Source organism: Clostridium sp. YIM B02555, assembly GCF_022320955.1.
Lineage (GTDB): Bacteria > Bacillota > Clostridia > Clostridiales > Clostridiaceae > Clostridium > Clostridium saccharoperbutylacetonicum.
On the sequence record NZ_JAKJJY010000001.1, the window covers coordinates 632,989 to 647,416 of the forward strand.

General features: G+C 29.2%; 11 protein-coding genes and 1 riboswitch. Of the genes, 10 read left to right on the top strand and 1 reads right to left on the bottom strand.

Going from position 1 to position 14,428, the window contains the following annotated elements; all coding sequences use genetic code 11:
• Window positions 1–43 precede the first annotated feature (43 nt).
• The 8 genes from L3B98_RS02850 (at window position 44) to purB (ending at window position 10,039) form a co-directional block, all read left to right on the top strand.
• On the top strand, window positions 44–2,428 hold the full coding sequence (locus L3B98_RS02850) for a DNA translocase FtsK (protein ID WP_238915523.1): 2,385 nt from the start codon (window positions 44–46) through the stop codon (window positions 2,426–2,428).
• Between the two features lie 243 nt (window positions 2,429–2,671).
• Complete coding sequence (gene rimO / locus L3B98_RS02855) at window positions 2,672–3,991, top strand: 30S ribosomal protein S12 methylthiotransferase RimO (RefSeq protein WP_173696486.1); 1,320 nt, start codon at window positions 2,672–2,674, stop codon at window positions 3,989–3,991.
• Entirely contained in the window at window positions 3,975–4,565 is a 591-nt protein-coding gene (gene pgsA / locus L3B98_RS02860) for a CDP-diacylglycerol--glycerol-3-phosphate 3-phosphatidyltransferase (RefSeq protein ID WP_015391448.1), read from the top strand. Before rimO ends, pgsA begins: the two co-directional genes overlap by 17 nt.
• Window positions 4,566–4,766: 201 nt before the next feature.
• Window positions 4,767–5,858: a recombinase RecA gene (gene recA, locus L3B98_RS02865; protein ID WP_238915524.1), complete on the top strand. Its 1,092-nt coding sequence runs from the start codon at window positions 4,767–4,769 to the stop codon at window positions 5,856–5,858.
• Window positions 5,859–6,125: 267 nt separating this feature from the next.
• Window positions 6,126–7,667 (top strand): ribonuclease Y, encoded by a 1,542-nt coding sequence (gene rny / locus L3B98_RS02870; RefSeq protein WP_015391450.1) that lies wholly within the window; start codon window positions 6,126–6,128, stop codon window positions 7,665–7,667.
• A gap of 157 nt (window positions 7,668–7,824) precedes the next feature.
• On the top strand, window positions 7,825–8,085 hold the full coding sequence (locus L3B98_RS02875; protein WP_015391451.1) for a stage V sporulation protein S: 261 nt from the start codon (window positions 7,825–7,827) through the stop codon (window positions 8,083–8,085).
• Window positions 8,086–8,200: 115 nt separating this feature from the next.
• Window positions 8,201–8,461, top strand: coding sequence for an HPr family phosphocarrier protein (locus tag L3B98_RS02880; protein WP_015391452.1), 261 nt, complete (start codon window positions 8,201–8,203; stop codon window positions 8,459–8,461).
• Window positions 8,462–8,608: 147 nt separating this feature from the next.
• Window positions 8,609–10,039 carry an adenylosuccinate lyase gene (gene purB / locus L3B98_RS02885; RefSeq protein WP_015391453.1) on the top strand — a complete coding sequence of 477 codons (1,431 nt, stop codon included), beginning with the start codon at window positions 8,609–8,611 and terminating at the stop codon, window positions 10,037–10,039.
• A gap of 77 nt (window positions 10,040–10,116) precedes the next feature.
• On the opposite strand, the gene L3B98_RS02890 is transcribed toward purB, so the two are convergent.
• Window positions 10,117–11,100 (bottom strand): amidase domain-containing protein, encoded by a 984-nt coding sequence (locus tag L3B98_RS02890; protein ID WP_015391454.1) that lies wholly within the window; start codon window positions 11,098–11,100, stop codon window positions 10,117–10,119.
• 336 nt (window positions 11,101–11,436) lie between these two features.
• On the opposite strand from L3B98_RS02890, the gene L3B98_RS02895 reads away from it, so the two are divergent.
• A complete protein-coding gene (locus L3B98_RS02895) occupies window positions 11,437–12,660 on the top strand; it encodes a DUF6398 domain-containing protein (RefSeq protein ID WP_077361176.1) in 1,224 nt (407 codons plus the stop codon).
• A gap of 50 nt (window positions 12,661–12,710) precedes the next feature.
• Window positions 12,711–12,827: riboswitch (FMN riboswitch) on the top strand.
• A 505-nt stretch (window positions 12,828–13,332) separates the two neighbouring features.
• Window positions 13,333–14,421, top strand: coding sequence for a bifunctional diaminohydroxyphosphoribosylaminopyrimidine deaminase/5-amino-6-(5-phosphoribosylamino)uracil reductase RibD (gene ribD, locus L3B98_RS02900; RefSeq protein ID WP_238915525.1), 1,089 nt, complete (start codon window positions 13,333–13,335; stop codon window positions 14,419–14,421).
• The last annotated feature ends 7 nt before the right edge of the window (window positions 14,422–14,428 follow it).

Sequence of the window (14,428 nt, forward strand, 5' to 3'; positions counted from 1 at the left end):
AGTAGATATTTATATTTAAACATAAATAAGAGGTGATGAAGTTTTGAGCAGGACTAAAGGGAAAAATAGGACTACAAAAAATAAAAAGGAAGAAAATACAGTAAATCCTGAAATTGTTGGTATAGTATATATTGCTACTGGAATAATATTAGGAATTGCAATATATACTTCTTTAGCAGGTATATTGTCTATTTTGGCCCAAAGAGTATCGTATGCAGTAATTGGAATAGGTGCTAATGCATTACCTCTTTATCTTATATATTTTGGATTTCAATATATAAAAACAAGAGGTAATATTGAGATTAAAAAAAGTTTTTGGGGAATTACTATTTTAGTAATTGTTATTATGTTAACTTTTGGAATTATAAATATTCAAACTATAGGTGAGTCAAGTGATTTTTTTGCAAATATAAAGCAAATAATTAGTGATGATAATCAAACTATGCATGGAGGAATATTATCTTATATTATATGTTATCCGCTTAATAAGATTATTGGGGCATTAGGAACTTATGTCATACTTCTTACATTTTCAATTATTGCAATTATTTTGATTTTTGATATCACATTATATGATTTAGGGCTAAAAGCTTACAATAAAGGTGAAGAATTAAGAAATGTTAGAAGTAAAAGGATTAAAGAAAAAAATGAATATCAAGTTGCAGATGAAGAATTCATTAATATAGTAGATAACAATGAGAATAAAGATAAAATAGAAGATGAAAAAGAAACTTTTTTATCTAATGTTGACAAGAAAATAAAAATTTTAGACTTTATGAAGAATTCTCAGGAAAATAATGAGCTTTCGCCAGAATTGAAGTCTGAAATCTCATCAGACATTCAAGTAGAAAGTTTTGTAGAAAAGAGTTCACAAAATATTTCACATAAAAAAGAAAAGTTAGATAATGATGTTAAAGATGTTGTTAATAAAGAAATACAGGAGCATATTTCTGAGCAGAAGGAACAAAGAGAATACAAGCATCCAAGTCTTGAGTTATTAAAATTAAATTCAAATACAAAGCTTAATAGCAGTGATAAAAAAGAATTAATAGAAAATGCTAATAAACTTGAGGAGATATTATCTAATTTTGGAGTTGATGCTAAAGTTACTCAAGTAACAAAGGGACCATCGGTTACAAGGTTTGAACTTCAACCAAGTCCTGGAGTTAAAGTAAGCAAAATAGTAAATTTATCTGATGATATAGCTTTGGGGCTTGCTGCTTCAGGAATAAGAATAGAAGCCCCAATTCCAGGAAAAGCTGCAGTTGGTATAGAAGTGCCGAATGGAAAACAAACACCAGTATTTTTGAGAGAAGTATTAGAAAATGATGAATTTATAAACTCAAAGAAAAATTTAGCTTTTGCTTTAGGAAAAGATATTTCTGGCAAATGTGTTGTAGGAGATTTGTGCAAAATGCCTCATACGCTAATTGCAGGGGCCACTGGTTCTGGGAAAAGTGTATGTATAAATGCACTTATAATAAGTTTATTATATAAGTATAATCCAGATGAAGTTAAACTTCTTATGGTTGACCCTAAAGTGGTTGAATTAAATGTTTATAATGGAATACCACATCTTCTTATACCAGTTGTTACAGATCCCAAAAAAGCGGCTGCAGCTTTAAATTGGGCAGTAAATGAAATGACTAATAGATATAAGCTGTTTGCGGATTCTGGAGTAAGAAATATGGAGTCGTATAACGAACTATATAATAAAGGGGCAATCGAACAAAAGCTACCTTATATAGTTATAATTGTAGATGAGTTAGCAGATCTTATGATGGTTTGTCCTAATGATGTGGAAGATTATATTGGAAGATTGGCCCAAATGGCTAGAGCTGCTGGTATGCATTTAGTTATAGCAACTCAAAGGCCATCTGTAGATGTTATAACTGGAGTAATTAAAGCAAATATACCATCAAGAATATCTTTTGCAGTTTCATCACAAATAGATTCAAGAACTATTTTGGATGGATCAGGAGCAGAAAAGCTTTTGGGAAAAGGAGATATGTTATATTATCCAGTAGGAGAAAGTAAGCCACTTAGAGTTCAGGGGTGTTTTATATCAGAAGAGGAAGTTGAGCAAGTTGTTTCATTTATTAAAAGTGAGCAAGGAGATATTAATTACGAAGAAGATATAATTGACCACATAAATAATAATTCTGATTCTAAAACTTCAGATCCAAATGAGAAAGATGAAGAAGTTGATGAATTGCTTAGTGAAGTAATAAATGTTGTTGTAGAATATGGTCAAGCATCAACTTCATTTATTCAAAGAAAGTTTAGAATAGGATTTAATCGTGCATCCAGAATCATGGATCAATTAGAAGAACGAGGAATCATATCTGAAAAAGATGGTAGTCGGCCAAGACAAGTACTTGTTAGTAGACAACAATTAATGGAAGATGGCAGTGATGATGAGAATTAAATGTTTAGAAATTTGAATTATATATGAAATTATAATTAACTTTATGTAAATTTTTTTATAGAGTATATAATACGGATATTAATATGGTTTATAGTATAATAATTAGCTTGTAAAATGCAATTTTATTTTGTTATAATATAAACTATTAAAATACAGGAGGATTAGAATTTGAATCAAAGTAAAATAGAAATAATAAACGAGCAAGAAAGAAATGATAATATTTTAAATAAATATAAAGTTGGAATGGTGAGTTTAGGCTGTGATAAAAATAGAGTTGACTCTGAGATAATACTAGGCAAGATGAGTGATGAGTATGTAATCACAAATGATCCTAAAAATGCAGACATAATTATTGTAAATACATGTGGATTTATAGAAAGTGCAAAACAAGAGTCTATTGATACAATTTTAGAAATGGCAGATTATAAATTAAATTATAAATGTAAATTGCTTATTGCTACAGGATGTTTAACACAAAGGTATGGTGATGAATTAGGAAAGTTAATACCTGAAATTGATATAATGCTTGGAGTAAATGATTATAACAAAATAAATGAATTAATTACAGATTTTATAGAAGGAAATAAGCTGGCTTCAGAACTTTTAAATTATTCAGATGAGAATATTAATGAGGGGAAAAGAATTCTTACAACTCAAAAAGAAAGTGCATATATTAGAATTGCAGAAGGTTGTAATAATTTTTGTACATATTGCATAATTCCTAAAATAAGAGGAAAATTTAGAAGTAGAAGCATGGAAAACATTATAAATGAAGCAAAAGATTTAAGTGAAAATGGAGTACAAGAAATAATATTAATAGCTCAAGATACAACATTATATGGTAATGATATTTATGGAAAGAAAAGTCTTCACTTATTACTGAAAGAATTATCTAAAATAGAAAAAATTAAGTGGATTAGGGTTTTGTATTGTTATCCAGAAGAAATATATGAAGAACTAATTGATGAAATTGCTAATAATGAGAAGGTAGTAAAATATCTAGATTTGCCAATTCAACACATAAGTGATAAAATTCTAAAACTTATGGGAAGAAAAACTACTAAGCAAGATATATTAAATAAAATAAATAAATTAAGAGAAAAAATTTCAGGTATTGTTTTAAGAACTACTTTTATAGTTGGTTTCCCAAATGAAGGGGAAGAAGAATTCAATGAAATAATAGACTTTGTTAAGGAGTATAAGCTTGAAAAGGTAGGTGTATTCACTTATTCACAAGAAGAAGATACACCAGCTGCAAAGATGAGTGGTCAAGTTTTAGAAGAAATAAAGAAAAAAAGAGAAGAGCAATTAATGTTGGTACAAAGAGATATTTCAGAAGAAATAAATAAATTGAAAATTGGGAAAATATATGATATTCTTGTTGAGGGATATGATGGAAATAAATATTGTGGAAGAAGTTATGAAATGGCTCCTAATATAGATGGAAATGTGTTCTTTGAATCAGATAAGAATATTAATATTGGTAAATTCGTAAAAGTAAAAATAGTTAAAAATATGGATTATGATTTGGTAGGAGTTGTTGTCAATGAACCTTGCAAATAAGTTAACCTTAATTAGAATTTTTTTGGTTCCTGTTTTTTTAGTATTTTTAGCAGTTAAAGATATACCATATGGAAGCTTTATAGCTACGTTCATATTTGTTTTAGCTTCTTTAACTGATAAGTTAGATGGATATATTGCGCGAAGCAGAAATCAAATAACTAATTTTGGAAAGTTTATGGATCCATTAGCAGATAAATTATTGGTTACAGCAGCGCTAATTTCGTTAGTAGAATTACACGTTGTACCATCATGGGCTGCAATTGTAATAATAGCACGTGAATTTGCAGTTTCGGGATTAAGATCAATAGCAGCAGCACAAGGAAGAGTTATTGCTGCTAGCTGGTGGGGAAAGATAAAGACTGTTATACAGATAATTGCAATAATATTACTATTGTTAAAAGTAAATATACATGAGGCTAAACTTTTGAAAATATTTGTGATTGATAATCATTATGTAAAAGAATTTTTTGCTATAGCACCAACGATAGCACTTATGTTAGCTGTTGTTGTTACTTTAATTTCTGGTTATGATTATTTTAAGAAAAATAAGGAAGCAGTATCTATTGATAAGTAGAAAATTTGAAATGTTAATAAAAATATTATCTATTTGAAAAATTATTGTTTAAAAATATAAAATATGGATATAAATTAAATAATTCCTTCTTTCATTAAGTAAAGAAGGGATTTTTAATAGATTTTATTATTGACTATAGTTTAAAATTAATCTATAATAGATAAAGAACATAAGTTCGATAGAAGGGAGTTAATTAGTATTATGGGAAATATAAATGCAGAAAAGTTAAAAGCAATTGAAAGCGCTATGAGTCATATAGAAAAACAATTTGGTAAAGGAGCGGTAATGAAATTAGGTGATCATAATATTTCAAATATGGATGCTATATCAACTGGTTGTTTAGATTTAGATATAGCACTTGGAATTGGTGGAGTACCTAAAGGAAGAATTATTGAAATTTATGGACCAGAAAGTTCAGGAAAAACTACAATTGCTCTTCATATAGCAGCAGAATCTCAAAAAAAGGGAGGAGCTGTAGGATATATTGATGCAGAGCACGCGTTAGATCCTAGTTATGCACAGAAGCTTGGAGTTGATGTTGACAGCTTAATAATTTCTCAACCTGATACAGGAGAGCAAGGATTGGAGATTGCTGAAGCTTTAGTTCGTTCAGGAGCAATTGATGTTCTTGTAGTAGACTCAGTTGCAGCATTAGTTCCAAAGGCGGAAATTGAGGGTGAGATGGGAGATTCACATATTGGACTTCAAGCAAGACTTATGTCACAAGCATTAAGAAAATTAGCAGGTACAATAAATAAAACAAATTGTGTTGCAATATTTATAAATCAATTAAGAGAGAAAGTAGGGGTTATGTTTGGTTCGCCAGAAACAACAACTGGTGGAAGAGCATTAAAATTCTATGCGTCAGTAAGGCTTGATATCCGAAGAATTGACTCTATTAAACAGGGTGATGCTATTATTGGAAATAGAACAAGAATTAAAGTTACTAAAAATAAAGTTGCACCACCATTTAAGCAAGCAGAATTTGATATTATGTACAATGAGGGAATTTCAAGATTTGGTAATATAGTTGATGTAGGTGTAAAAGAAGAAATAGTTCAAAAAAGTGGGGCATGGTTCTCGTATGGAGATATAAGACTAGGGCAAGGAAGAGAAAATGCAAAACTTTATTTGAAGGAGAATCCAGAAGTAGCTTTAGATATAGAAAATCAAATCAGAGAAAAATATAGCCTTCCGTTAGCTGAAGCAATTAAAGAAAATTTATCTAGTGAAGTAGAATCAAATAAAATAAGTGATTCAAATAGTTCAAGTGTTGAAAAAGATAAAGAATAATTAAATAATTTTGAGATATATTAAAACTTATTTTTGAATAAAAAATATTGTATTTAGTATGTAGTGCAAATGCTATGAATGCCACTAATACAGCACGATACAGGATAAGCCCATTATATGAGCAAACTTGACATAATATTGTTTTTCATATAGAATAAAAAGGAATACTGGTTTATCATATTCCAAATACAGTGAGAAGAATATGACACCTACTATACTTTCTTGTTAGTAATATAATGAGAAAATAATAAATTAGGAGGTGTTTATGTGGAAATAGCTGGAATGATATTAATAGATATTGTTGTTCTATTAGTATTGGGAATAGTGGTTTATAAAACGATTCAAAATACGTCAAAAGCGAAGATTGAATCGCTTGAAAAAGAAGCAAAGGAAGTTTTAGATAAAGCTAAAAAGGAAGCAGAATCAACTAAAAAAGAGTCTATCCTTGAAGCAAAAGAAGAACTTCATAGATTAAGAAATGATTTTGATAAGGAGTCTCGTGACAGAAGAAATGAGATTCAAAGGCTTGAAAGAAGAGTAATTCAAAGAGAGGAAGCTCTTGATAAAAAGAGTGAACTTCTTGAAAAGAAGGACGAAACAATCAATGAAAGAATGCTTGAGTTAGATCAAGTAGAAGCACAGGTACAGAAGCTTTATGATGAAAGAAGAGTGGAACTTGAAAGAGTAGCTGCACTTTCAACAGAAGAAGCAAGAGGGATTCTTTTAGATGAGATTAGAAAAGAAATCACACATGATGCTGCCTTAATGATAAAAGATATTGAAAGTAAGGCAAAAGAAGAAGCAGAGAAGAGGGCGCGTGAAATAATAACAACTGCGATCCAAAGATGTGCTGCTGATCATGTGTCAGAATCAACTGTACACGTTGTTGCACTACCGAATGATGAGATGAAAGGTAGAATAATAGGTAGAGAAGGAAGAAACATTAGAACCTTGGAAACATTAACAGGAGTAGATTTAATTATTGATGATACTCCAGAAGCAGTCATTCTTTCTAGCTTTGATCCAATTAGGCGCGAAGTTGCAAGAATGGCACTAGAAAAGTTAATAGTGGATGGCAGAATACATCCAGCAAGAATCGAAGAGATGGTTGAAAGAGCAACTAGAGACGTAGAAAATAGTATAAAAGAAGAAGGAGAGCAAGCAGCTCTTGAAACTAGTGTACATGGACTACATCCAGAAATTATTAGACTTCTTGGTAGATTAAAGTATAGAACAAGTTATGGGCAAAATGTTTTAAAACATTCCATAGAAGTTTCATACTTAGCTGGCTTAATGGCTTCAGAGCTAGGTTTAGATGTTACTTTAGCTAAAAGAGCTGGATTACTACATGATATTGGTAAAGCTGTTGACCAAGAGCAAGAGGGACCTCATGCTTTAATTGGTGGAGATTTAGCTAAAAAGTATCATGAATCACCATTAGTAATTAATGCAATAGCAGCACATCATTCAGATGTAGAAATGCAATCTTTAGAAGCTGTACTAGTTCAAGCAGCAGATGCAATATCAGCAGCTAGACCAGGAGCTAGAAGAGAGACATTAGAAGCATACATTAAGAGATTGGAAAAGTTAGAAGAAATTGCAAATTCACATGAAGGTGTAGAAAAGTCATATGCCATTCAAGCTGGTAGAGAGATTAGAATTATGGTTAAACCAGATAAAGTAGACGATGCTGGAACAGTTGAATTGGCACGTAGTCTAGTAAAGAGTGTCGAGGAAGAACTTGAATATCCAGGTCAAATTAAAATTAATGTTATAAGAGAAACTAGAGCAGTAGATTTTGCCAAGTAATAAAATGAAGTATATTTTATTTTAAAATGAAATATACTTCATTTTTTTGATAAACAAATTTAAAAAAAATATTGTTTAGAAAAGGAATTTAAGATAAAATATAGAATATAATTAATGTAAACGATTCGCATAATAAATTCTAGGAGGAATAACAAAAATGGAAGTATTAAAAGTATCAACAAAATCAAATCCTAATTCTGTAGCTGGAGCACTAGCAGCAATAATAAAAGAAAAGAACACTGCAGAAATACAAGCAGTTGGCGCAGGAGCAATAAATCAGGCTGTTAAGGCCATTGCTATTGCAAGAGGTTTTATAGCACCTAGTGGAAAAGATATCATATGTGTACCTGCATTTACAGATATACAAATAGATGGGGAAGAAAGAACAGCAATAAAATTAATAGTACAACCTAGATAGAAAGCTATTTTAAAACATGTGCGGTGATTTTTAAGTTGAAATTATTAATAAAAACGATTATACTATAATAGTTAAACGCTATATGTATTAATTTTTAATAAAAGAGGTGTATATTATGATAGAAAAACAAGTTTCAGTAAAAAATTCATCTGGTCTTCACGCTAGACCTGCAACATTATTAGTTAAAAAAGCTTCATCATTCAAATCTGACGTTAGTATTGAATATAACGGAAAGAAAGCAAATGTAAAGAGCTTAATTGGTGTTTTATCTTTAGCAGTAACTAAAGATGCAGTGATCAAAGTTATAGCTTCAGGTGATGACGAAGCTTTAGCAGTTGAAGAAATCGTAAAATTAGTTGAAACTTTAGAAGACTAATATATGTAAAATAAGGTTCCGTATTTTTTAATATGGAACCTTTTTTTATATTAGTTTTAAAATTTGATAGTCAAATATAAAAAAGATATGATATAATACGAATGATGAAACGAAAAGAATAAAATATATTCGTGTGGAGGTTTTTTGATGAGAAATTTATATAGTACACCATTAAATTCAAGATATGCATCTAAAGAAATGAGTTTTATTTTTTCAGATGATATGAAATTTACAACTTGGAGAAAATTATGGGTTGCTCTAGCTGAAGGAGAAAGAGAACTTGGATTAAATATAACAGAAGAGCAAATTAAAGAACTGAGAGATCATATAAATGATATTAATTATGAAGTGGCAGCTGAAAAAGAAAAAGAAGTTAGACATGATGTTATGAGCCATGTATATGCATATGGATTACAATGCCCAAGCGCAAAAGGAATTATACATTTAGGAGCTACATCTTGTTATGTTGGAGATAATACAGATATCATAATAATGAGAGATGCTTTAAATTTAATTAAGAATAAAATAGTTACTGTTTTGAATCATTTGAAAAAATTTGCATTAGAATATAAAGATATGCCAACATTAGGTTTTACTCATTTTCAACCAGCTCAATTGACTACAGTAGGTAAAAGAGCTACATTATGGATGCAAGATTTAGTTATGGATGTTGAAAATATTGATTTCTTATTATCGACTTTAAAGCTTAGAGGAGTAAAAGGAACAACTGGAACTCAAGCTAGCTTTATGGAACTTTTTGATGGAGATGAAAGTAAGGTTAAAGCATTAGATACAATAGTTGCAGAAAAAATGGGATTTGAAAAGAGTTATGGAGTTACAGGTCAAACTTATCCAAGAAAATTAGATTCTATAGTATTAAATACTTTATCAGAAGTTGCGCAAAGTGCATATAAATTTAGTAACGATTTAAGGTTACTTCAAAACATGAAGGAGATGGAAGAACCGTTTGAAAAGAATCAAATAGGATCATCTGCTATGGCATATAAGAGAAATCCTATGAGAAGTGAAAGAATTAGTGCATTGGCTAGATATGTTATAGTTGATGCGTTAAATCCAGCTATAACTGCAGGAACTCAATGGTTTGAGAGAACTTTAGATGATTCTGCTAATAAGAGATTGTCTGTAGCAGAAGGGTTCTTGGCTCTAGATGGGGTGTTGAATTTATACATTAATATAGCTGAAAATATGGTAGTATATGATAAGGTAATAGCATCGCATGTACTTAGAGAATTACCATTTATGGCAACTGAAAACATAATGATGGAAGCTGTAAAAAGAGGTAAGGATAGACAAGAATTACATGAACAAATAAGAGTACACTCAATGGCTGCGGCTCAAAGAGTAAAAGGCGAAGGTCTGGATAATGACTTGATTGATAGAATTATAGGTGATGCTTCATTTGGTCTTTCTAAAGATGAGATTTTAGCAATTATTGATCCGACTAAATTCGTTGGAAGAGCACCAGGCCAGGTTATAGAGTTTATTGAAGAATATGTGAATCCAATCATTGATAATAATGAAGAAGCTTTAAAAATTAAAAGTGAAATAAATGTTTAATTAATAGATACTTAAATGAAGAGGGGATTGAAAAGCAATTTTTCAATCCCCTTGTTTTTGTGGTTGGAAAATTAGTTTTATTGAAATCTTAAGGCTCTAAGTGTTGGATACTTATTTGGATATATCTCACTAAGAGGATAATTTAGTTTGTTATAGCTATGGCAGCAATATAAGCAATCGTTATTTGGTAGTTTGTAAGTTATGAATCCATTATGAAAGTAGCGGCCTATTTTAGGAGTATAAAATTGAATTAAATCACCTTTTGATAACAAACTATCGTTAGGAACCTTAATAGCTAAATTATTATTTATTAAATAAGAGTAAAGCTCTTGTACCCGAATCCAGGAATTAGTATAAGGGGCCCATATTTTATTCTTTTTTAAACCACCAGAATAAAGTATTTGAGAAGCGAAGTTGGTGCAGTCACCTCCAATACCTTCAAAATATTTATATTCAGGATTTGGAGTTAATGCAAAGGTTTCCGCGTAAGTACAAGCAGATAAAATATTAAAACTGTAAGAGTCTCTATCTCTTGCACTAAGATAAAAAGATGATTCACAAGTATTGAAGGTTTCATTTGTAGAATTAATTAGGGGGAAATTTGTTTCAATGACAAAGTCATCTTTATAATATTTTAAACACTTTATTTTAGATAAAGGAGTGTCTAATAAGTAATTATATAAAATAGGATTATCTTCATTTTCAATCAAAAGTTGTATTTTGAAATTATTTTGCAAATTTTCTAAAATAGTAATATATTCAGAAATATAGGAAGAAATTATTTTAGTTGGAGCATTTTTTAATTTGAAGCAGATTCTTAAGTTGAGTTTTAATTTTATTATTTCTTTATTCTTTTCCAAAATACTATATTTATAGGTGAAATGAATATTTTCAAGTATTGAATTAATAAATTTCCGATATTTATAAAGTTGTAGTTTATCTAAGTAAATTTTTTCTAAAATCAAATGATTAATATAAGGAGACATATCAGGAACTAAATTGAGGTTATCATAAGGAGTTGAAAGTAGATGACATAAATCATATAAAACTTTTGATAACATTAATATTTCTCGATTTAAAATTGTTAATAGTATATATGTATGATGAAAATTAAAAAAATATATACACGATTGAAATTAAAAAATATGTACACAAAAATTCTTTTGATTACTTAAAATCTAAAAGTAAAAAATTTAACTTGTAGATATAATAATTATAATAAATATGCTATAATACAATATAAATGAGTTTTTTTACAAATTACTATAAATTTATATTAAAATAATCAAATTATATTTAGAAAAATATATAAATTTGTTAAGTGAGCTTACAAATTACATATTATTGTAAGTTGGACAAAATTTATGAAGATTTTTATAAAGGAGCTATAAAAAGGAATGCAAGAATTATCTAACGTAATAGCTGATAGATATGAAGAAATAATTAAGATGATGAAAAGTTTTACAAATGAATATCTTAATGAAGAGTATATGAGAGTTTGTACTTTAGCTACAAAAACACTTTGTTTAAACAATGTAGAGCAGTTAAAAAAGGGGAAAAGTGCTTCATGGGCAGTTGGAGTGGTACATGCAATAGGAACATTAAATGATTTATTTGATTCAAAAGGAGTACCATACATTAAAGCTGTTGATTTATATAAGGCATTCAATGTTAGTAGTAGTACAGGTTCTAGTAAGTCTAAGGAAGTGAAAAATCTATTAAATTTATCAAAAGAAGATAAGCAATGGATTATAGTAGAGACTGATAAATCTAAAAGCACAAAAGATAATGTGTCTGAAGAAGAGGTAGCTGTTACAACAGAAGAAGTTAAAAATGAAACAAAAGAAGAATTAAAATTTACAGTAGAAAAGAATGTCATAATGGCACAGCAAATTGTTGATTATGCATGGAAACAAAAAAATTATAAGAACAAAGCAAAATATGCTAAAGAAGCATTAGCAATATGTGAAGATTGTTCAGATGCATATATTATTTTATCAAAAGATTCTAACTTGAATTCTAATGAAAGAAGAGCTTTTTTAGAAAAAGCAGTAAAAGCAGCGCAAAATGTTTTGAAAATTGATAATTTAGAAAATGCCCAACCTGAACTGCTTAATTCAAAAATTGCTGAACCTTTTTTTGGAGCTAAATATAATTTGGCAATTCATCTATGGGATAGTGGAGAAAGAGAGGCAGCAATAGAAAGTGCTCTTGAAATTTTAAAATATGATGAAAAAGATAGTTTAATGGTAAGGAGTATAGTAGTTAATTGGCTTCTTATTGAAAAGAAATATGAGCAATTAAAAAGTTTGATAGAAAAGTATGAAAAAGATAAATTAGCAGCTATTCATTATAGCAATGCAGTTTTATTATATAAAACAAAAGAAGTTAAAAATGCTGAACATGCATTAAGAAGAGCATATAAGAGAAATCCTCATGTTATACCATATATTTTAAAACAAAAAAAGGTACCAAATTTATTGCCAAGATTAATTAGATTTGGTAGCGAAGAGGAAGCTATGAAGTATGCTAGCCTAGGATTAGAAGTATGGAATGACGCTGATTTAATTAAATGGGTAAAAGAAAAGAAAAAAGATTTTGATATGGTAATACAAAATTAATACTTTACATATATATTACAATATGGTATTCTGTAACAGAAAATTAAATAAAAAATCTTCGGGGTTGGGTGAGATTCCCTACTGGCGGTATAGCCCGCTAGCTTTAAAAAGCAGATTCGGTTAGATTCCGAAGCCTACAGTTATAGTCTGGATGATAGAAGATAGTTATATAAATAATATTTAAAATTAAAATTTTAAATATATGTATTGCGATTAGAATTAAAGTTAAGCGTTTATAATCTTATTATTATTGAGCGTATTAAGGCAATACTATAATTTATTTGAGCCCTGAATTTATATTGAATTCAGGGTTTTTTGATGTTAGTTTGATATTAATAATAATACTAGGTAATAAAATAAGTTATTGATAAGGTTATATTACTATCAATAGTGAGTATAGAATTACTAGATTATTTATTTACATTATATTGAACATTAGGAATAAATTATTTTTAAAAGATAGTTTAAGCTAATTATAACGTCAACTAATAGAAATAAATTGTTTAAAATTTATTATAAATATTATAACTGCTATATCAGAGCTCTGGAGATTCAAATTTTCAGAGTTTTTTTGCGCGTATAAAAATCTCTAATTATTACAAAATTATATATAGATGAGTTTATGAGAAATACAAAAGATGTAAAGAAAGATTTAAATGGGAGATGATGAGTTTGGATGAGAAATATATGGATAGAGCATTAGAATTAGCAAAGAAAGGTATTGGTAGAGTTAATCCTAATCCGTTAGTTGGAGCAGTCATAGTTAAGGATAATGAAATAATAGGAGAAGGATATCATGAATGTTATGGAATGGCTCATGCTGAAAGAAATGCTATAAAGAATGCAGTGAGAGATGTAGTGGGAAGTACAATTTATGTGACCCTTGAACCATGTGCTCATTATGGAAAAACTCCACCGTGTGTAGATTTGTTAATTGAAAAAAGATTTAAAAAAGTCGTGATTGGAATGTTAGATCCAAATGAACTAGTTGCAGGAAAAAGCATAGAAAGATTGAAACAGCATGGTATTGAAGTTGTAGTTGGAATTAGAGAAGAGGAATGTAAAAAGTTAAATGAAATCTTTATTAAATACATTACATCAAAATTGCCCTTCGTAGTACTAAAAAGTGGAATGTCCATAGATGGTAAAATAGCAACATATAATGGCGAATCTAAATGGATAACCTCTAAAGAATCAAGAGAGGATTCGCAAAAGCTAAGAAATAGGCTAAATTCCATTATGGTTGGAATAAATACAGTTATTGCTGATGATCCAGAGCTTACTTGCAGAATTAATAAAGATAAGAATTTAATTAGGATTATTGTAGATACTAAACTTAGAATCCCTTTAGAGTCTAAAGTAATTTTAAATAGTGATAAAAAAACAATTATTGCAACTACTATAAATGCTGATGGAAATAAAAAACAAAAGCTAAGAGAATTAGGAATAAAAATTATAGAAGTACCAAGTAAAAATAATAAGGTGGACTTAAAAGAGCTTATTAATAGACTTGGGCAGGAAGGCATAGATTCAATACTTATTGAAGGTGGTGGAACACTTAATTTTTCTGCACTTGAAGAAGGTATTGTAGATAAAGTAGTTTTTTATATAGCTCCTAAAATATTGGGGGGAATGAATAGCAAGAGTAGCATATCAGGAAAGGGATTTTCGAAACTAAGTGAAGCAGTCAACTTAATTGATATGAGGTATAGAACTGTAGGAAAAGATTTAGTGGTAGAAGGATATGTAGAAAAGAAGTAATTAGGGA